The sequence below is a fragment of the Aeromicrobium marinum DSM 15272 genome (genome assembly GCF_000160775.2).
Lineage (GTDB): Bacteria > Actinomycetota > Actinomycetes > Propionibacteriales > Nocardioidaceae > Aeromicrobium > Aeromicrobium marinum.
In genome coordinates this window covers 2,266,079-2,282,803 of record NZ_CM001024.1, presented here as the reverse complement: position 1 = coordinate 2,282,803, position 16,725 = coordinate 2,266,079, and the positions used below count along the sequence as shown (strand labels likewise).

At 69.0% G+C, this 16,725-nt stretch carries 22 protein-coding genes and 2 pseudogenes; 13 read left to right on the top strand and 11 right to left on the bottom strand.

Features of this window, described 5'->3' with window-relative positions; genetic code table 11:
- The first annotated feature begins 87 nt into the window (after window positions 1-87).
- Both HMPREF0063_RS16830 and HMPREF0063_RS11585 read left to right on the top strand, forming a co-directional pair.
- Window positions 88-249, top strand: a complete 162-nt coding sequence (locus HMPREF0063_RS16830; RefSeq protein ID WP_007078866.1) for a hypothetical protein — start codon at window positions 88-90, stop codon at window positions 247-249.
- A gap of 45 nt (window positions 250-294) precedes the next feature.
- Window positions 295-555, top strand: a complete 261-nt coding sequence (locus tag HMPREF0063_RS11585) for a metal-sensitive transcriptional regulator (RefSeq protein WP_007078865.1) — start codon at window positions 295-297, stop codon at window positions 553-555.
- Between the two features lie 3 nt (window positions 556-558).
- On the opposite strand, the gene HMPREF0063_RS11580 is transcribed toward HMPREF0063_RS11585, so the two are convergent.
- On the bottom strand, window positions 559-1,194 hold the full coding sequence (locus tag HMPREF0063_RS11580; RefSeq protein ID WP_040320258.1) for a class I SAM-dependent methyltransferase: 636 nt from the start codon (window positions 1,192-1,194) through the stop codon (window positions 559-561).
- Between the two features lie 80 nt (window positions 1,195-1,274).
- Between HMPREF0063_RS11580 and HMPREF0063_RS11575 the strand changes: the two genes are divergently transcribed.
- From HMPREF0063_RS11575 to HMPREF0063_RS17345, 3 genes are all read left to right on the top strand, one after another.
- Window positions 1,275-1,493, top strand: coding sequence for a YgaP family membrane protein (locus HMPREF0063_RS11575; protein ID WP_007078863.1), 219 nt, complete (start codon window positions 1,275-1,277; stop codon window positions 1,491-1,493).
- Complete coding sequence (locus HMPREF0063_RS11570; RefSeq protein WP_007078862.1) at window positions 1,490-1,942, top strand: rhodanese-like domain-containing protein; 453 nt, start codon at window positions 1,490-1,492, stop codon at window positions 1,940-1,942. Before HMPREF0063_RS11575 ends, HMPREF0063_RS11570 begins: the two co-directional genes overlap by 4 nt.
- Before the next feature lie 84 nt (window positions 1,943-2,026).
- Window positions 2,027-2,227: a YgaP-like transmembrane domain gene (locus HMPREF0063_RS17345; RefSeq protein WP_425358308.1), complete on the top strand. Its 201-nt coding sequence runs from the start codon at window positions 2,027-2,029 to the stop codon at window positions 2,225-2,227.
- 120 nt (window positions 2,228-2,347) lie between these two features.
- Here the strand turns inward: HMPREF0063_RS17345 and HMPREF0063_RS17340 are convergent.
- Together HMPREF0063_RS17340 and HMPREF0063_RS11560 are read right to left on the bottom strand one after the other, a co-directional pair.
- A pseudogene (locus HMPREF0063_RS17340) lies at window positions 2,348-2,926 on the bottom strand (RNA polymerase sigma factor); the annotation flags it as partial.
- 4 nt (window positions 2,927-2,930) lie between these two features.
- Window positions 2,931-5,084 (bottom strand): MMPL family transporter, encoded by a 2,154-nt coding sequence (locus HMPREF0063_RS11560; RefSeq protein WP_007078860.1) that lies wholly within the window; start codon window positions 5,082-5,084, stop codon window positions 2,931-2,933.
- A gap of 102 nt (window positions 5,085-5,186) precedes the next feature.
- Here HMPREF0063_RS11560 and HMPREF0063_RS11555 point away from each other — a divergent pair, with 102 nt between their 5' ends.
- Complete coding sequence (locus HMPREF0063_RS11555; protein WP_007078859.1) at window positions 5,187-5,567, top strand: YidH family protein; 381 nt, start codon at window positions 5,187-5,189, stop codon at window positions 5,565-5,567.
- On the opposite strand, the gene HMPREF0063_RS11550 is transcribed toward HMPREF0063_RS11555, so the two are convergent.
- Window positions 5,564-5,905: an ArsR/SmtB family transcription factor gene (locus HMPREF0063_RS11550; protein ID WP_007078858.1), complete on the bottom strand. Its 342-nt coding sequence runs from the start codon at window positions 5,903-5,905 to the stop codon at window positions 5,564-5,566. The genes HMPREF0063_RS11555 and HMPREF0063_RS11550 overlap by 4 nt on opposite strands.
- A 126-nt stretch (window positions 5,906-6,031) precedes the next feature.
- Between HMPREF0063_RS11550 and arsB the strand changes: the two genes are divergently transcribed.
- Both arsB and HMPREF0063_RS11540 read left to right on the top strand, forming a co-directional pair.
- Window positions 6,032-7,138, top strand: a complete 1,107-nt coding sequence (gene arsB / locus HMPREF0063_RS11545; protein WP_007078857.1) for an ACR3 family arsenite efflux transporter — start codon at window positions 6,032-6,034, stop codon at window positions 7,136-7,138.
- A complete protein-coding gene (locus HMPREF0063_RS11540) occupies window positions 7,131-7,544 on the top strand; it encodes an arsenate reductase ArsC (RefSeq protein ID WP_007078856.1) in 414 nt (137 codons plus the stop codon). The genes arsB and HMPREF0063_RS11540 overlap by 8 nt, the downstream gene beginning before the upstream one ends.
- A gap of 28 nt (window positions 7,545-7,572) precedes the next feature.
- Here HMPREF0063_RS11540 and HMPREF0063_RS11535 read toward each other — a convergent pair whose 3' ends face one another.
- Window positions 7,573-8,442 carry a helix-turn-helix domain-containing GNAT family N-acetyltransferase gene (locus HMPREF0063_RS11535; protein WP_007078855.1) on the bottom strand — a complete coding sequence of 290 codons (870 nt, stop codon included), beginning with the start codon at window positions 8,440-8,442 and terminating at the stop codon, window positions 7,573-7,575.
- Between the two features lie 93 nt (window positions 8,443-8,535).
- On the opposite strand from HMPREF0063_RS11535, the gene HMPREF0063_RS11530 reads away from it, so the two are divergent.
- The gene (locus tag HMPREF0063_RS11530) at window positions 8,536-9,876 is read left to right on the top strand and encodes an NAD(P)-binding domain-containing protein (protein WP_245527709.1); all 1,341 of its coding nucleotides are present in this window, start codon (window positions 8,536-8,538) and stop codon (window positions 9,874-9,876) included.
- A gap of 471 nt (window positions 9,877-10,347) precedes the next feature.
- Here HMPREF0063_RS11530 and HMPREF0063_RS11525 read toward each other — a convergent pair whose 3' ends face one another.
- The 3 genes from HMPREF0063_RS11525 to HMPREF0063_RS16825 are packed head-to-tail and all read right to left on the bottom strand — an operon-like array spanning window position 10,348 to window position 11,566.
- The gene (locus HMPREF0063_RS11525; RefSeq protein ID WP_007078853.1) at window positions 10,348-10,608 is read right to left on the bottom strand and encodes a hypothetical protein; all 261 of its coding nucleotides are present in this window, start codon (window positions 10,606-10,608) and stop codon (window positions 10,348-10,350) included.
- 13 nt (window positions 10,609-10,621) lie between these two features.
- On the bottom strand, window positions 10,622-11,371 hold the full coding sequence (locus tag HMPREF0063_RS11520; RefSeq protein WP_007078852.1) for a RelA/SpoT domain-containing protein: 750 nt from the start codon (window positions 11,369-11,371) through the stop codon (window positions 10,622-10,624).
- Window positions 11,372-11,410: 39 nt separating this feature from the next.
- Window positions 11,411-11,566 carry a hypothetical protein gene (locus HMPREF0063_RS16825; RefSeq protein ID WP_007078851.1) on the bottom strand — a complete coding sequence of 52 codons (156 nt, stop codon included), beginning with the start codon at window positions 11,564-11,566 and terminating at the stop codon, window positions 11,411-11,413.
- Window positions 11,567-11,634: 68 nt separating this feature from the next.
- On the opposite strand from HMPREF0063_RS16825, the gene HMPREF0063_RS16620 reads away from it, so the two are divergent.
- The 3 genes from HMPREF0063_RS16620 to HMPREF0063_RS16615 all read left to right on the top strand — a co-directional run bounded on the left by HMPREF0063_RS16620 (window position 11,635) and on the right by HMPREF0063_RS16615 (window position 13,259).
- Window positions 11,635-11,793, top strand: coding sequence for a hypothetical protein (locus tag HMPREF0063_RS16620; protein ID WP_007078850.1), 159 nt, complete (start codon window positions 11,635-11,637; stop codon window positions 11,791-11,793).
- Between the two features lie 617 nt (window positions 11,794-12,410).
- A complete protein-coding gene (locus tag HMPREF0063_RS11515; RefSeq protein WP_156794113.1) occupies window positions 12,411-12,689 on the top strand; it encodes a hypothetical protein in 279 nt (92 codons plus the stop codon).
- A 363-nt stretch (window positions 12,690-13,052) separates the two neighbouring features.
- The gene (locus tag HMPREF0063_RS16615) at window positions 13,053-13,259 is read left to right on the top strand and encodes a hypothetical protein (protein ID WP_007078847.1); all 207 of its coding nucleotides are present in this window, start codon (window positions 13,053-13,055) and stop codon (window positions 13,257-13,259) included.
- Between the two features lie 197 nt (window positions 13,260-13,456).
- Here the strand turns inward: HMPREF0063_RS16615 and HMPREF0063_RS16285 are convergent, their stop codons facing one another.
- The 3 genes and pseudogenes from HMPREF0063_RS16285 to HMPREF0063_RS11505 all read right to left on the bottom strand — a co-directional run bounded on the left by HMPREF0063_RS16285 (window position 13,457) and on the right by HMPREF0063_RS11505 (window position 15,601).
- Window positions 13,457-14,548, bottom strand: coding sequence for a GmrSD restriction endonuclease domain-containing protein (locus HMPREF0063_RS16285; RefSeq protein ID WP_211208730.1), 1,092 nt, complete (start codon window positions 14,546-14,548; stop codon window positions 13,457-13,459).
- 279 nt (window positions 14,549-14,827) lie between these two features.
- Window positions 14,828-14,902 (bottom strand): annotated as a pseudogene (locus HMPREF0063_RS17335) (hypothetical protein); the annotation flags it as partial.
- Between the two features lie 159 nt (window positions 14,903-15,061).
- Entirely contained in the window at window positions 15,062-15,601 is a 540-nt protein-coding gene (locus HMPREF0063_RS11505) for a hypothetical protein (protein ID WP_007078845.1), read from the bottom strand.
- A gap of 321 nt (window positions 15,602-15,922) precedes the next feature.
- Here HMPREF0063_RS11505 and HMPREF0063_RS16280 point away from each other — a divergent pair, with 321 nt between their 5' ends.
- On the top strand, window positions 15,923-16,711 hold the full coding sequence (locus tag HMPREF0063_RS16280; RefSeq protein WP_156794111.1) for a hypothetical protein: 789 nt from the start codon (window positions 15,923-15,925) through the stop codon (window positions 16,709-16,711).
- The last annotated feature ends 14 nt before the right edge of the window (window positions 16,712-16,725 follow it).

The window sequence follows — 16,725 nt, the reverse complement described above, 5'->3', positions numbered from 1 at the left end:
AGGGATGGGCTCATGGGGACGATAATACCCCAGGGGGTATAGTGATGGCACGAGCGGTCGTCGACCGCACCGACGAAGGGAGAGGCCATGTGCCGACAGATCCTCTGCAAGGAGTGCAAGAAGCCGACGTGGGCCGGGTGCGGCCAGCACGTGGAGGAGGCGCTGGCCGGCGTGCCGCGCTCGGCCCGCTGTGTCGGACACGAGAAGCAGTCGTCCACGGTTCCCCGCCGCTCCTGGTTCCGGCGGTGACCCATGCACCCCGGGGTATCGTGGTGATCGACACGAGGAGGCGTCATGCAACTGGACCGTGACGACATGCAGGCCGTGGTGCGACGACTCCGTCGCGCCCAGGGTCAGATCGGCGGCATCCTGACGATGATCGAGGAGGGTCGGGAGTGCCAGGACGTCGTCATGCAGCTCGCGGCCGTCTCCAAGGCCGTCGACCGTGCCGGGTTCGCGACCATCGCGCTCGGACTCCGGCAGTGCATGGCCGATCCCGACAGCGGCGACATGGACGTCGAGCAGATGGAGAAGATGTTCCTCTCCCTGGCCTGAGGGTCAGCGGGGCGTGGCCGAGCCCGTGACGAACCAGCTGGAGAACCGGGTGGCGCGCAGCGGTGTCGCGTACCTGGTCTGCGTGAGGGTCACCTCGTAGCCCGCGTCCGCGACCAGACGGGGGATGTCGCGCGTCAGGTGGCAGCCGCCGGCCAACCGGCCCCACACCGGCTGGATGCGTCGTGCCGTCCGGCGGGGACCGGCGTCGGGGGCCAGCGAGTGCTCGGCGAACCGCAGGGTGCCACCGGGTCGCACCACCCGCGCCATCTCGGCCAGGGCGCTGGTGACGTCGGGGATCGTGCAGAGGGTCCACGTGGTCACCGCGGTGTCGACGCTGTCGGCCGCGAGGTCGAGGGCGGCGCCGTCGAGGCCCACGCGCTCGACCGGCCGCCCGAAGGCCCGGCGCGCCGCGGCCGACCGCTCCCACGCCACGTCGGACGGTTCGACCACCAGCACCCGGTCGACCACGGCCGGGTCGAGGAACGGCAGGTTGCGGCCGGAGCCGAACCCCACGTCCAGCACGGTGCCCCGCGCGCCGGCCGCTACCGACTCGCGCCACCGGTGCGTCATGCGGTCGTTGAGTGCCACGTCGACGAGGCGCGGCACGACGTGTCGGTCCCACTGCTCGGCAAGTCCCATGGGGTGATCCTCATGGTCCGCGCTCGACATGTCAAATACCCCTAGGGGTATACTGACGGTCTCCGAGAGAAAGAGGCGTCATGTCCTTCCTGTCCTTCATGAACGGCCCGTGGGGTCGACTCGTGCGCGTGGCTGTCGGTCTCGTCCTCATCGTGGTCGGACTCGTGGTCGTCGGCGGGACCGCCGGCACGGTCATGGCCGTGGTCGCCCTGGCGCCGCTGCTGACCGGGGTCACCGGCTTCTGTCCGGTCTGCGCCCTGAGTGCCGACTCGTGTGCGTGGCAGCCGGCCGGCCGATGAGGCTCGCCCGGCTCGCCGTCCTCGCCACGGTCGCCGCCCTGACGATCGGCGCCTGCGGTTCGAGCGGCGCGGGCAGCTCGTCGTCGGTCAGTGTCTCGGCGGGCCCCACCGCCTCCGCCGCGCCGTCGAACGGCGCCGAGGTCGACGCGACCGAGTTCGCGGCGGCCCTCAAGCGGACGGGGACGGTCGTCGTCGACGTCCGGACCCCCGAGGAGTTCGCCGCCGGCCACCTGCCGGGTGCCGTGCTGATCGACGTGCAGGCCCCCGACTTCGCCGATCGGATCGCCGAGCTCGACCCGGCCGTGCCGTACGCGGTCTACTGCCGCTCGGCCAACCGGTCGGCCGTGGCGGTCGACCTGATGGTCGACGCCGGCTTCACCTCGACCTACCACCTGGCCGGGGGGATCCAGGCCTGGCAGGACGCCGGAGGCGAGGTCGTCGCGGACTAGGCGAACTCGGTCGTGGTGATCCTGTCCGAAAATGCTTCGCCGGCCGTCCAACAGAAGTCATCACCGCCGAACAGAGGAACTTCCATGGCCTTCGTCACCTTCATGAACAGCCCCGCCGGACGTCTGCTGCGCATCGTGGCAGGAGTCGCGATGATCATCGTGGGACTGGCCGCGGTCGGCGGCGCCGGCGGTGTCGTGCTCGCGGTCGTCGGCGTCGTCCCTTTGCTGGCCGGGCTCCTCGACGTCTGCCTCGTCGGGTTCCTGATCCGTGGTCGCGACGCCTGACAGACCCCGGAGGGACAGCCGGCCGCCGGCGACCGCTTCTCGCACGGTCGGCAGAGCCTGCAGGACCGGCGGGCACGCGGCGCACGCGGCGAGATGCGCCTCGACCGAGAGGGCGTGCCGGTCGCTGAGGGTCCCCGCCAGGTAGGCGGCCGCCAGGACGCGAGCCTCGGAGCACCCGAGCAGGGGGACGGGTGCCTTCTCGGCCCGCACCAGCTCGACGGACCGGGCCAGACGTGCCCGAGCCCGCTGCAGTCGCTTCTGGGTGCTCGGGACCGAGCACCCCACGACGGCCGCGGTGTCGACCATGCTCCACCCCTCGGCATCCCGTAGGGCGATGACGGCGCGGTCCGGGACGGACAACCGGCTCAGCGCCGCGCGGACGACCGCGGAGTCCTCGGCGCGCTCCAGGTCGAGGTGGTGCACGTCGGGGACCGGTCGGTCGGGGATCGGGGCCAGGGGCACCTCGTGGGTCCGCCGGGCGCGGTCGTGGGCGAGGTTGATGAGGATCCGGTGCACCCAGGTGCTGGCGCTCGCCTCACCACGGAACGTCCCGCGCCGAGCCCACGCCCGCTCGACCGTTGCCTGCACGAGGTCCTCCGCATCGCCCTGGTCCCCGGATGCGGTCAGCCGGCGGGCGTACGCGAGGAGCCGGTCGCGCAGGGCGACCAGCTCCTCGGCGAACTCCGCGTCCGACGGCATCGGGTCAGTGCGAGAAGCGCACCGACGGCAGCACCCGGCGCAGCCAGGCCGGCGACCACCACGCGCCGTGTCCGGTCAGCCGGAGGATGACGGGCAGCAGGATCAGGCGGACCAGCGCCGCGTCGAGCAGCACCGCGAGGCCCAGGATGATGCCCATCTCCTTCGGCGGCAGGGGCTCGGCGAGCGCAAAGGTGAAGAAGACAGCGACCATCACCGCGGCCGCGGCGAAGATCACCCGGCCGGAGTGGGCCAGGCCGTCGACCTGGGCGGTCTCGGGATCCTGCGAGAGCTCGTAGTGCTCCTTGGCGGTCGCCAGCAGGAACACCGTGTAGTCCATCGCGATCGCGAAGATCATCGCGAAGAAGAACACCGGTCCCCATCCGTTGAGGAACCCCTGGGGCTCGAACCCGAGCAGGTCGGCCCCGACGCCCTCCTGGAACACCAGGCGGGCCACGCCGAACGCCGCCGCCGTCGACAGCAGGCTCACCAGGGTGCCCAGCAGCGCGATCAGCGGCGCCTGCAGCGCGATCAGCAGCAGCACGAACCCGAGGGTCAGGATGATGCCGACGACGACCGGGAACCAGGTGTTCAGGGCCTTCTGAAGGTCCAGGTTCTCCGCCGGGGCGCCGCCGACGACCGCCGAGGACGGCAGGTCCGCGCGCATCCCCGACAGGATGTCCTCCATCGCGGGGTCGGAGGGGTCGACCGAGGGGATGGCCTGCACCATCACCAGCCCGCTGTCGTCGAGGGCGGGCTGGGCGGGGGTGATCATCGCGAGGTCGTCGCCGCGTCCTGCGAGCGCCGCCAGGACCTCATCGGTGTCCGTGGCCGGCGCGATCACCTGCAGGGCACCGGGGGCGCCGTCACCGAACGACTCCTGCACCACGGCGTAGCCCTGACGCACGGGCGCGTCCTCGGGGACGACCTCGATGGACGGCATCGCGACCTTGAGGCCGAACACCGGGATGGCGAGGGCCACCAGGATGCCCACCGAGGCGATGGCGAACGGCCACGGCCGGCGGTGCAGCAACCGGCCCCAGGCAGCGAACTTCGGCGACCGGGGCTGGTGGGCCTTCGCCCAGGGCAGCCCGGCCCGGTCGACCCGCGGGCCGAGGGCGCCGAGCACGGCGGGCAGCAGGGTGAGGGTGGCGGCCAGCACGAACACGACGGCGAGCATGATGCCGACCGCCATCGTGCGGACGGCCGGTGCGGGCACCACCAGGACCGCCGAGAGGCTGACGAGCACGGTCAGTCCCGACAGCAGGACGGCCTTGCCCGCGGTGTCCATCGTCTCGGCGACCGCCTGTCGGGGAGAGCTGCCGTGGTGGAGTGCCGACCGGAACCGGTGCACGAGGAACAGGGCGTAGTCGATCCCCAGGGCGAGCGCGAACATCATCGCGAAGTTCATCGCCCAGACGGAGATCGGGACGACCTGGTTGAGCAGCACGAGCGCGCCGGCGGACGCACCGAGGCCGGCCATCGTGAGCAGCAGGGGGAGGCCGGCGGCGACCAGCGAACCGAAGGCGATCACCATGATCGTCAGGGTCACGGGCCACGAGATCAGCTCGGCCTTGATCATCGCGTCGTGGTTGGCGTGGTTGAAGTCGCTCCACAGCGCCGACGCGCCGGTGGGGTACACCTCGACCCCGTCGCCCGACAGCGCCGTGAGCTCGTCCGAGAGATCGTCGACGGCGCGCACCATGTCGTCGGGGCTCGCGGCCGCGCCGGCGAGCAGGATCGCCGTGCGCCCGTCCTGGCTGACGGTCATTCCCCGCCGTGGCGGCACGATCGTGGCGAACCGCGCGTCCGCCGCGAGGATTCCGGTGGCCGCGTCGAGCGCCTCCACGGCTGCGGGGTCGTCGACCGAGCCGTCGGGCGTGTGGACCACCAGCTGCAGTGCGTGCGACGCGTTGCCGCCGAAGTGCTCCTCGGCCAGCTCGCGCGCCGCGACCGAGTCCGAGTCGTCGGCCTGCCAGCCGGCCCCGGCGAGGTCGCTGAACACGCTGGGCGCGAACGACCCGAGTCCGGCGATGACCAGCACCCACACCACGGCGACGGCGCGTGCGTGGTCGACCATCCGGGTGCCGAGTCGGCCGAGGGGACCGGGCGGTCGGTGCTGGGCGGCGGGGGGAGCGGGTCGCTCGGTGGTGGTCGTCATGGGTCTTCCTCGGGGAGCCGGATCAGGTCGCGGCTGACTGTAGCAGATACCCCCCGGGGTATTGTGAGCTGTGGTGTCGACGGGGTGAGGCACGATGAAGGAGTGGACGCACGTGAGCAGGACGACCCCCGGCGGCCCCGATCGGTCTACCGCGTCGGGGGCGAGCCCGACGCGCGATTCAGCCTGGCCAACGAGCGCACCTACCTGGCGTGGACGCGCACCGGACTGGCGGTCGCCGCCGGGGCCCTGGCCGTCCGCAGCCCGATCCTCGACCTCCCCGAGGTCGAACGCGAGATCGCAGCGGCGGCCCTGCTGGTGCTGGCCCTCGGGTTCTTCGGCCACGCCGTGGTGCGATGGCGCGGGTCCGAGCGAGCGATGCGCACGGGCGGTCCGCTGCCGGGATTCATCGGTCCGATCCTGCTCGGCGTCGGTCTGGCCGTCGTGGTCGCCGGTCTGTTGGTCGCCGTGCTCGTGGCCGGCTAGTTCGACGCGACCGGGTCGCGCAGCACCTCGGCCAGTCGGCCGAGCGCGCCAGGCACGACCGAGTAGAACGCCCAGATCCCGCGCTGCTCGCGGGCCAGGAGTCCGGCATCCACCAGCACCTTCAGGTGGTGCGAGACGGTCGGTTGACTCAGGCCGAGGGGCTCGGTGATGTCGCAGACGCAGGCCTCGCCACCCGCGTGCGCCGCCACGAGCGACAACAGGCGAACGCGGGTGGGATCGCCCAACGCCTTGAACGTCCGCGCGAGGGTCGCCGCGGCGTCCGTGCCGATCGGCGCCGACGTCAGCGGCACGCAGCAGATCGGGTCGGCGGAGGTCATGCGTCGAGTATGACGCATCGACCGTCGCCGATGCGGTGGTCGATGCGCCCGCCGGATGTGCTTGACTAGATCGACAGATGTCGATGGGTTCTCCCGTCGCCCCTCCCGCATCTCCCAGGAGTCCGCGTGACCTCAGCCGAGCCCCGCCCAGCAGCCCGGTCCGACGCCGAGGTCGTGGCTGGCCTGTCCCGGCTCGACCGCTTCCTCCCGGTGTGGATCGTCGTGGCGATGGCGGTCGGCCTCGTGCTGGGCCGCACCGTCGACGGGCTCGACGACGCGCTCGACCAGGCGAAGATCGGCTCGGTGTCGTTGCCGATCGCCGTCGGGCTGCTGGTCATGATGTACCCCGTCCTCGCGAAGGTCCGGTACGACGAGACCCATCGGGTCACCGGCGACCGCCGGCTCCTCGCCGCCTCTCTGGTCCTCAACTGGGTGATCGGACCCGCGTTGATGTTCGCCTTGGCGTGGCTGCTGCTGCCCGACCTGCCGGAGTTCCGCACCGGCCTGATCATCGTCGGTCTCGCGCGCTGCATCGCGATGGTGCTGATCTGGAACGACCTGGCCTGCGGCGACCGAGAGGCCGCCGCCGTGCTGGTGGCGATCAACTCGGTCTTCCAGGTGTTCGCCTTCTCTGCCCTCGGCTGGTTCTACCTGCAGACACTGCCCGGCTGGCTGGGGCTCGAGACCACGAGCGCCGACTTCTCGTTCTGGGCGATCACCGTGAGCGTCCTGGTGTTCCTAGGGATCCCGTTGGTGGCGGGTTTCCTCACCCGCACGATCGGGGAGCGGGCGAAGGGGCGTGAGTGGTACGAGGAGACCTTCCTGCCGCGCCTCGGTCCGTGGGCCCTCTACGGGCTGCTGTTCACGATCGTCGTGCTCTTCGCCCTGCAGGGCGACGCCATCACGAGCGAGCCGTTCGACGTCGTGCGAATCGCGGTACCGCTGCTGGTGTACTTCGCCGTGACGTTCGCGCTCGGCATGGTGGTGGGGCGGTGGCTCGGCCTCGGCTACGCCAAGACCGCGACGCTGGCCTTCACGGCGTCGGGCAACAACTTCGAACTGGCCATCGCCGTGGCGATCGGCACCTTCGGCGTCACCTCGGGTCAGGCGCTGGCCGGGGTCGTCGGCCCGCTCATCGAGGTGCCGGTCCTCGTCGGCCTCGTCTACGTCGCGCTGTGGGCGCGACGGTTCTTCCCGTCCACCGACGCTGCCCGAGGAGTCACCCGTGACTGATCGTCCCTCCGTCCTGTTCGTCTGCGTCCACAACGCCGGCCGGTCCCAGATGGCCGCCGGGTTCCTCTCCACGCTGTCCGAGGGTGCGGTCGAGGTCCGGTCGGCCGGGTCGATGCCCGGCGAGCAGATCAACCCGGTCGCGGTCGCGGCGATGGCCGAGGTCGGCATCGACATCGCCGGCGAGCAGCCCAAGAAGCTCACCGAGCAGGCCGTGCTCGAGTCCGATGTCGTCATCACCATGGGGTGCGGCGATGAGTGCCCGTACTTTCCCGGGAAGCGCTACGAGGACTGGGTGCTCGACGACCCGGCCGGTCAGGGCATCGAGTCGGTCCGACCGATCCGTGACGAGATCCGGACTCGCATCGAGGCGCTGTTGGCGTCCCTCACCCCGGCGGCCGAGGCATAGCAAGGGCCTGCCCCGTGCGTCGAGGTGCTCAGAGGACGTGGCTGCGACGTTCCAGCAGTACGGTGTCGCGCCACACGCCGTCGAGCTGACCGATGCGGGTCCGCACCGCGAGGGTCCGGTAGCCGGCCGAGTGGTGCAGGGCGAGGCTGGCGCGGTTCTCCGGGAAGATCGACGTCTGCAGGGTCCAGAGCCCGGCGGCGTCCGCCTCGGTGACCTGGGCGAACAGCAGGGCCTTGCCGACGCCGCGGCCCCGGGCCGACTCCGCGACGTACACGGAGGTCTCGCCGACGCCGGCGTAGCACTCGCGGTCCGAGGTCGGCGTCACCGCGGTCCAGCCGACGACCTCGCCGTCGAGCTCGGCCACCCAGGCCAGCCCGGGACGCCACCGGGACCGCAGCTGGTCCGCGCTCGGGACGGTGGTCTCGAAGGTCGCGTTGCGGGTCGCCAGGCCTTGGTCGTAGATGGCGAGCACGCGCGGCATGTCCGCGTCCGCCACCGGGCGCACGGCCACGTCGGTCGGCAGGTCCGCGGGGCAGCAGGGGGGCGCCGCGAGCGAACCCATGACGACATCGGCGGCGTGGGGGAGGCCGGTGCAGCAGGCGGTGTTGACCGACACCACGCTGGAGGTGCCGACCTTGTCGACCACGACGAATCCCAGCTTCTTCAGCAGGTCGGCGTGGTGGCTGCAGGTGCTCTGGCTGATCTCCAGCTGATGGGCCAGGTCGCCGATCCTCAACGCTCCGGCGGGCGAGGTGGAGAGGTGGTGCAACAGGCGGACCCGCGTGGGGTCGGCCAGCAGCGCGAACCACGCGGCGTAGTTCTCCGCGTCCTCTCGGCTCAGGTTCGGCGCCGGACGACGGTCACGCGACGGCGTCGCCGCGACTCGTGGCTTCGACATGCCAGAACGATACCTTGCATTCATCGATGACTGTCGATACGTTTGATCCATCGACACACGTCGATGAAGTTGTCCCGAATCAAGGAGCCTCCTGTGCAGCACCCCGTGGTCATCATCGGCGCCGGTCCCGTCGGCCTCGCCGCCGCCGCCAACGCCGCCTCGCGCGGCATGGACTTCGTCGTGCTCGAGGCCGGCCGCGACGCCGGGGCAGCCGTGGGCGAGTGGGCGCACGTCCGCCTGTTCTCGTCCTGGTCCGAGCTGGTCGACCCCGTCGCACGGCAACTCCTCGACGCCGGCACCGGGTGGATCGCGCCCGACGAGGCGACCTACCCCACCGGTGGTGAGTGGCGCGAGCGGTACCTGCGCCCCCTCGCCGACGTCCTCGACGCGTCCGAGCGGGGCTCGGTCCACTTCGGCGCCCGGGTGACCGGGGTGAGCCGGGCGGGCCGTGACCTCCTGGTCGACTCCGGTCGCGACGCCGATCCGTTCGCCGTGCACGTCGAGACCGCCGACGGGCGTGAGCGCCTGCTGGCGAGCGCCGTGGTCGACGCGTCCGGCACATGGACCCGACCGAACCCGCTCGGCGCCGACGGCTGGCCCGCCCTGGGGGAGCGCGAGAACGCTGACCGGTTCATCTATGGCATTCCTGACTTCACCGACCCGGCTGTGGCCGCACGCTACGTCGGCAGGCACGTCGCCGTCGCAGGCAAGGGGGCGTCCGCGCAGGGCGCGCTCATCGGTCTGGCCCGCCTCGCCGGTCACGAACCGGCGACCCGCGTCTCCTGGCTGCTGCGCCGCCCGAGCGTCGGCGATGCGTTCGGCGGCGGCGACAACGACCAGCTCGAGCAGCGCGGCAAGCTCGGGCAGGACGCCCGGACCGCGGCGGCGAGCGGAGTCGTGACGGATGTGACCCAGTTCCGCACGGTGTCCGCCGAGACGCAGTCGAACGGTCGACTGACGCTCGTCTCCACCGGCGGTCAGCGGGTCCAGGACGTCGACGAGGTGATCGTGGTGACCGGCTACCGCCCGGACTTCAGCTTCCTGGCCGAGGTTCGCTTGGACCTCGACCCAGCCCTCGGCGCTGCGCGGATCCTCGCCGACCAGATCCACCCCGACCACCACAGCTGCGGTGACGTGGCTCCGCACGGCCACCGCGAGCTGGCCCAACCCGAGCGAGACTTCTTCATCGTCGGCATGAAGTCCTACGGCCGCGCGCCGTCCTTCCTCGCCATGACCGGGTACGAGCAGGTCCGCTCGGTCGTCGCCGCGCTGGACGGCGACCTCGAGGCGGCCGACCGCGTCGACCTCGTGCTGCCCGAGACCGGGGTGTGCGACGGTGCCGGCGCGTTCGACGACCCCGCCGCCTCCGGCGGTGGCTGCTGCGGCGCGCCGCAGGCCGGCGTCCTCACCCTCGGCGGCGCGGGCGCTCGCTGAGGTCGGTCCTGGTAGGGCCCGTGGGACTCGAACCCACAACCTGCGGATCAATAGTCCTGTCGAGGACGTGCCGGGCGGTGACGTCTGATGTCAGGTTCGTCCGTTCTGTACCGGGATGTCAGCCGTTTCGTGCCGGGTAGTGTCGGCGGCGTCCGGCCGTTCTGCGCGCCTCCGTTCTCACAGTGTTTTCACACCTGCGGACTGTCATGGCGTGCTGGCAGACCACTGACTGTCACCGCCGGGCGGCACGGTGGTCGCATGACAGCACACGCTGACCGCCTGTCCCCGCTCCACTCGATCGACGAGGTCGCAGACCGCTCCGGAGTGACAGTCGACTTTGTGCGGCGCCGTTGCGCGGCCGCCAACCCGTAGCCACACATGCGACCTTCTCGGTACGCCTCGACGTGGCGGTTCACTGACGAGGACGTCGCCCCTGGCGTTGGCCGACTGTGGGGTGTTCTCTTCCTGGGACTACCTGAGAAACTCCGAGAACAGCGACTCCGTCAGCGAGTCGGCCGCCTTCGCGAAGTAGTGCCCGTGGGTCTTCTCGATCGTGGCGAGGCTGTCCGCTCCGACCAGTACAACCTCGAACTTGTCAGCGTCCTTGACGTGCAGTGCTTCCATCTCGGCGTAAGCCGCGGTGGCCTCGGCGATGTCGTCGAACTGTTGAATGTCGAGGTGATGGTCGTCGTAGCGGTAGACGATCAACACGTGGACGGTGGTGTTGGACATCCGGACCTCCTGTCTAGCCAGTGTAGAAGCCGGCCGCAATCACTTGCCGGCGGGCCTCGTCGAACTCTGCGTGGAAGGCATCGTCGAGCGCGATCCCGAACTCACGACGATAGATCATCTCGCCTGCGGTGCGGAAGAAGTTCTTCAACTCCTCCGGTGCAACCTCATCTTTCAGGTTGATGCCGTCGACCGTTGCCCAGCGCGCGTCAGCTGCTTCAACAGCATCGGCCCACTGCTGCTGACCTCGCGTCCGGAGTTGGATCTCGATCGCTCGCTTGTCACGTTCGACGACGAAGTGGATCGCCCGGTATCCCATGTCCTTCGGCATGGCGACGTAGTCGCGAGGGCTCCGCACGAACTGGCCACTCCACCGCCTGCGGATGTGTGCCGCTAGCTTCGAGAGTTCCTGAGGCGTGGCGACGACCGTCCGGCACCCCCCGATGTCCTCAAGGCGATCGAGCGCGGTGCCGCCGCCTGGTCCGTCTCGCGTCCGACGCAGTTTCCGAACGATGCGAGCAACTCGTTTGTGTCGCTGCGTCGTTCCCCCGTTGACCTTGGTCGTTCTCACGAAACCCTCGAGTCCGATCCGTACCTTCAGCATCGGGTAGGCGTGCGCCGCGCGGAACAACTGAACGATCTCGAGTGCCTCGTCGACCTTGGTCCCGTCCAGTGCTGACAGATCGGGTTCTTGATCAAGGTCCCGCAGGAACTTTCCGGCCTTCCGGATCTGGTTCTTGGAGGGAACGATGATCTCGGGCGGCATGACGTCAGGCTAGGTGAAACACCTCTGCAGCGGTGTGGTTCAGTCCACGATCCAGCGGCGGGTGAGTCGCTTCGTCTTCCCGATCTGCCGGCGGACAGCGAACGGCTCACGCTCCGACCGGCCCAGGCCGCGGCGCTGGTGCGGCTTGCACAGACCACATCCGCGGAACGACCGTGACGGGTGCTGTGCGGACATGCGCACCAGTATGCAGGCGATCGCCGACGGGACGCCTTGATGTCAGCCAGGGGCGTACCCTCGGCACCATGATGTACCCGCTGACGATGTCCGAAGAGGACTGCGAGCGCGCCTCTGACGAGGACATCATCGCTGCCCGTATGACGGATGGGCGGACGCGCGGAGCTGCGGAGTACATGCTCCCGGTCATCCGCGGCACCGTCGACCCGACGCACACCATCGACTAGTACCCCGGGTGCCACCCGGGCCCAGACTGCTGCATCGAAACAGCTCCGCACCGCAGACACTTGTAGTCCTCGTGGGCACCGTCCATCGCGATCGTCACACCCTTCAGCTTCCAGGCGTGCTCGAGGCACTCGCCCGGACCGTCGCCCTCATTCCGGTCATCGTCGCCCATCGGCCGAGCGTATGACCGCCCGCCGACACTCCGGCACGGTCAGCCAGGGCGTCGGCCGGCAGGCCGCGGAGGCCGCCATGGCGCTCGTCCCACGGGCTCCGGGGGCTCGTGTTCCCACAGTGTTCTCACACAGGGCCGATGACCCCAAGTCGGGGGAGTCCAACAGTGACATTTCGCCGGAACCGCCTGGTAGGGCCCGTGGGACTCGAACCCACAACCCGCGGATTAAAAGATCCCTCCGCGGACTAGCGGGGCGCCCGCCGTGCCGTGAGGTCGCTCGGAACGGCGGGCAATTCCGGTGGCGCCTACACCGGTCTGTTGCTGAGCGGTCCAGTCCGCTTGCGGACTGCGTGCGGATCGGGACCGAAAAATGTCTACACAACACACAGTAGACGGCGGGTCGCGTGTGCATTAATGTGGAAGTACGTTCCCACCCAGGAGGTCATCATGGCTCAGTACATCTTCGATCTGTCCCGATTCCAGCTCGAGTGCGACGAGGGCGAATCCACCACTGAATACGTCGTCGAATTGCTCAACCTCCCTGAGGTGGTCGGTTCCGACGTCGACTACTGGTCCGCCCTCGAGGGTTTCGCACTGGACTCGCTGCTGCCTGAGCACGTGGGTCAGCCGTACGAGGTCACCCGGTTTGCCGGGCCGTGCGACGCGGACCGCGGTCGAGACATGGTCTACCTCGCCCTCTCCTACGAAGATGCGGCAGCCGCCTGAGGTTCAGGCTGAGCGGCGACACACACGAGGGGCAGGCACACCGCCTGCCCCTCGTTGACGTGCCGCCGGATATTGGACTGACCCACAAGGACTTGTACCTGCGCTCGTCGCTTGCCGCTGGCTGGCCCGGTGGGTGAGCGTCACGGCGCACCGCGTCACTTAGCCGTGCCAGGGGGAGGGGGAGGGGTGCGCGGCCGGCTGTGCGCGCCCACGCTTGACCCGGGGGTTTTAAACTCGCCGCTCCCTCTCCCTCTCTGTCTCCCTCTCTGTGTCCGAACCTAAATTCGGGGGATCGGAGCCGTGCCCTGCACCGCGCCGTGTAGAAGCAAGCTTGGTGTCAGCGGTCGCCGATAGCCTTCGCATGTGACGGATGATCCGAAGGCCGAGCGGCGCTCCGTGTGGGAGCAGCCGATCCACCCGCCGTACGACCAGCACTGGTCGTACGAGCGTGAGCGGCGCATGTTCCCGAACCCGTCGCTGTCGGACCGTGCCATCCGGTACGCGATCCCCGCGTTCTGGCTGTTCGGGTTGTTCGCCCTCGTGTACGGCGCCATCACCGTCATCTTCTGAGCGCACGACAAAGGCCCCACGCTTCACGGCGTGGGGCACTCCCTCTCGGGGTCGAATCCACTACAACCGCTAGCCGTGGAGCGCCTAGCGGCCTCACTGCGGGGTATTTGTACCCCCGACCGTTTCTAGGGCCTGTTTCGTCGCTTTTTCTGACGCGCGCAGAAGGCGTCCTGGCGGATCGTCACGATGTCGATGGCTTACTCGCAGGCGACGCCGTCACCATCGCGGTCGAGCTTGTTTGAGTAGCCGGGTTGTCCTGCGTAGATGGGGGCCGCTCCTGCTGCTCGCACGGCGGTGCAATTCTCGTAGTAGACGCTGCTGGGGGCCGGAGGTGGAGGGGCGGGAGCGGGCGGTGGCGGTGGCTGGGGTGCGAATGGTGCAGGCGCGGGCGCGGGCGCCGGCGCCGGCGGGGGTGTGGTCGGCGCGCTGCTTCGCGGGAGTGCAGCCTCGGTGGGCGCAGTGCCCGGGTCCGTTGCGGCCAGGTCGGCGCAGTTGGACAGCACTCGAACCATGGCGTCGCGTTCCGCAGCGGTGACCCATACTTCGTACTTGACCTTCACTGCCACTTGGCGCGCGATGTACTCGCAGCGATAGGGCCTGTTGGGCGGCAGCCAGGTGGCCGCATCGCCGTCACCTTTGGATCGGTTGGCCCCGGCATCGACGGCCAAGAGGTTGAGCGGGTCGTTGGCGAAAGCGAGGCGGCGCTCTGCTGACCACGTCCCGGCGCCCTTCTGCCACGCGTCGCTGAGGGCCACGACATGGTCGATATCGACCTCGCTGGGGCCTCCGACCTCGAATCTGATCTCCTGACCGGTGTAGGGGTCGGGCCGCAGCGTCCCGGCAAGGACTTTGCACGAGTTGGACATGTTCTTCTCGACCAGGTCGCGCCGGAGCATGTCGTTGCGTGTGTCGCAACCGTTGCGGTCGGCATCGAACCAAGCCTGACCGAAGGCTTCGCGCGAGTACCCGGTCTTGGGAGCGCGGCCCTTTACCGCCAACGCTGCGACTGCGGACAGCGCCGTGCCTTGTTCGGCCGACGCCGGGCTGACTGCCGGCGTCGTTGGTTCAGACGTGGGTTCGGGTGTCGGAGCCGGCTCAGGCTCCTCGTCTTCCTTGTCTACTGATTCCTCGCTGGCTACCGCCGCAGAGGATGACTCGGGTTGCGGGTCAGCGCTTGCGCCGCTGAAGGCGATGAGAGCGAAAGCCGTGGCCAGGGCGACCCCGCCAAGGGCTCGACTGCGCATCCCAGCCCACTCCACGTGGCCGCGGATCAGCGCGACGACAGCCACGCCCAAGACGTAGAGGCCGGAGAAGCCGAGCAACCCCTCGAGGCCTGAGTCAACGAGCCCCATCAGGCACATGAGGGCCAAGCCGGACCAGCCGAACCAGACGGCTGGTCCCCATTCGAGCGTCTTGCCGACTCCGCCGACTGAAGAGGGGGTTGGCGGCCACGCGTTGCCATGCGGCGGAGGCGGCGGGGGCGGTGGTGGTGCGACGGCGGGCGATGACGACGTGGGAGGGGGCGGCGGAACCGTCGAGTCGCGGGGTTCGACGTGGGAGGTCCACTGAGAACCGTCCCACCATCGGGATGAGCCGCGCCCGTAGTCGTACCAGCCGGGGGGCCATCCGTTGCCGTCACTCATTGCATGTACCTGACCTTGGATCAACCGTCAGGCTACGAGCCATTTCAGGCGTGTGTACCGGTTATAGCGAGAACGCCGATCATCAGTGCTCGTCGGACCACCTAGAGGCGGCTGCGTGTGAGAGGACCGGTGGCCTTCTGCCGGATCTGGCCCCTACAGTCACCCGCCCGAAGCCGGGCAAGGCATCCGAACGTAGGCCCGCACCCAAGCCCGATCCGATTCGCCGGTGGAAGTGGTGACCACGCCGACCAGGTTCATGGCTTGGGCCTCCCCACAATCCAAGGCGGTTGCCTCACCAACAATCAGCGTCGCCATCACGTAGAAGCTTCCCCCTGGGGAGTAGCTGCCAAAGTTCCCGCCGGCCTCGGTGAATGCTCCGTTCGAAGCTCGCACCCCGTCGGGAATCCTCGCGTTCCCCCAGAGGACTGAGTCGGGAACGAGGGATACACCATCTGGGAGTTCCACGCGAAGAGTCCAGTCGTCAATCTGCTCAGACGACATGTTCCGGGCAGCGAAGACGACTTCGAAGGTTTGTCCAGCCTGGAGGGGGGCAATCTCGTCCCTCCAGCAGGAGTACTCGTCGAACCGGACCTTCATCGTCAGACCGGTCTCGGTGTCTTCGCCACCTACGCTGACGGGGCAGTTGAGGCTCTCAGTGACCACCTCGACAGTGGGCTCGCGGAGACCGGCCGACTCCATCCAGCCATCGACTCGTGGCTCTAGAGCCGACACGAGGAATGTGCTGAGGAGGGTTCCGAGGAACGTGGCGGCGACCCACGTACACAGTGCCCGCGTGGACCACTTTCGGTTGGTGCCTGTCGCGGCGTCAGTATCAACCAGTGGGAGGGGGCGCCGCCAGCAGATCCAGCACTGCACCCACCGAGTCGAGAGTTCGCAAACCGCGCTAGTGCACTAGCGCGCCCCACGGCGGCAGTTGCCGGCTGAGCCCGCCTGATTGGAGTCAGCCCCGGTCATGGGAGTCGGGCCACCTTCCGCTCTTCGCTGTGACACCATCCATCCATGTTCGATCGCGCCGATTGGAACGGGGCACTAGCCGGAGCCCCGCGAGGCCGTCCCGCTGTGAGGCTTATCGCGCCAGTTCGGAAGAGCGGGTCAGGGTCAAACGCGTTTCTAGGATTGGCGGACGACGGCCGCTCGTACTGGTTGAAGGTGCCTGGGAATGCTCAGGGCGACGAGATTCTGAGCGCAGAACAGATCGTCGCCGCAGCAGCGATGCTGATTGAAGCTCCCGCGGTCAAGGTCGAGTTGATCGAAGTCCCGGAGGCATTGAGCGGCTGGGAGTACGCGACGTTTCACCGCCTAAGGCCAGGCATCGCCCACGGTTCGCTCGTACTGGACTCTGCCGAGGAAGGCGACCGCCTCGTCTACTCCCGCCGTGATGGCAACCCGGACAGGATGCCGTCTTTCTTCGCGCTCTGGGACTGGTGCATGGGGGACGACGAACAGTGGCTGTTCGATCAGTCAAAGGACTACGCAATGTGGACCTTCGACCACGGCTGGTGGCTAGGCGGAGGCCCCGGCTGGGATGCCGAGTCACTTGCCACCATGGTGGATCGTGACTGGAGGTGGGGAGGTCCAGTCGCCGGGAGTAACCCCGAGGCATTCGAGGCAGCTGCTGTCAGGCTTGAGGGTGTGACTCCGCAGCAACTCATTGGGGCAGTGGCTTCTGTTCCAGTTGAGTGGGGGGTCTCGGAATCGGAACTCGAGACTGTCGCATGGGCGCTCTATCGTCGTCGAGGACCGGTCGCCCAGCGTCTGCGAGAATTATCAGCTCGGGCTGCGCACTGAGATGGAGGTGACTT

Coding starts and splice junctions, on each gene's coding strand:
- HMPREF0063_RS11505 (WP_007078845.1), bottom strand. CDS start 15,601: ATGGAGTCGGCCGGTCTCCGCGAGCCCACTGTCGAGGTGGTCACTGAG.
- HMPREF0063_RS16825 (WP_007078851.1), bottom strand. CDS start 11,566: ATGTCCGCACAGCACCCGTCACGGTCGTTCCGCGGATGTGGTCTGTGC.
- HMPREF0063_RS11570 (WP_007078862.1), top strand. CDS start 1,490: ATGAGGCTCGCCCGGCTCGCCGTCCTCGCCACGGTCGCCGCCCTGACG.
- HMPREF0063_RS11520 (WP_007078852.1), bottom strand. CDS start 11,371: ATGCCGCCCGAGATCATCGTTCCCTCCAAGAACCAGATCCGGAAGGCC.
- HMPREF0063_RS11585 (WP_007078865.1), top strand. CDS start 295: ATGCAACTGGACCGTGACGACATGCAGGCCGTGGTGCGACGACTCCGT.
- HMPREF0063_RS11515 (WP_156794113.1), top strand. CDS start 12,411: ATGGCTCAGTACATCTTCGATCTGTCCCGATTCCAGCTCGAGTGCGAC.
- HMPREF0063_RS16830 (WP_007078866.1), top strand. CDS start 88: ATGTGCCGACAGATCCTCTGCAAGGAGTGCAAGAAGCCGACGTGGGCC.
- HMPREF0063_RS16280 (WP_156794111.1), top strand. CDS start 15,923: ATGTTCGATCGCGCCGATTGGAACGGGGCACTAGCCGGAGCCCCGCGA.
- HMPREF0063_RS11535 (WP_007078855.1), bottom strand. CDS start 8,442: ATGTCGAAGCCACGAGTCGCGGCGACGCCGTCGCGTGACCGTCGTCCG.
- HMPREF0063_RS16620 (WP_007078850.1), top strand. CDS start 11,635: ATGATGTACCCGCTGACGATGTCCGAAGAGGACTGCGAGCGCGCCTCT.
- HMPREF0063_RS11560 (WP_007078860.1), bottom strand. CDS start 5,084: ATGACGACCACCACCGAGCGACCCGCTCCCCCCGCCGCCCAGCACCGA.
- HMPREF0063_RS11575 (WP_007078863.1), top strand. CDS start 1,275: ATGTCCTTCCTGTCCTTCATGAACGGCCCGTGGGGTCGACTCGTGCGC.
- HMPREF0063_RS11525 (WP_007078853.1), bottom strand. CDS start 10,608: ATGTCCAACACCACCGTCCACGTGTTGATCGTCTACCGCTACGACGAC.
- HMPREF0063_RS11580 (WP_040320258.1), bottom strand. CDS start 1,194: ATGGGACTTGCCGAGCAGTGGGACCGACACGTCGTGCCGCGCCTCGTC.
- HMPREF0063_RS17345 (WP_425358308.1), top strand. CDS start 2,027: ATGGCCTTCGTCACCTTCATGAACAGCCCCGCCGGACGTCTGCTGCGC.
- HMPREF0063_RS11550 (WP_007078858.1), bottom strand. CDS start 5,905: ATGACCTCCGCCGACCCGATCTGCTGCGTGCCGCTGACGTCGGCGCCG.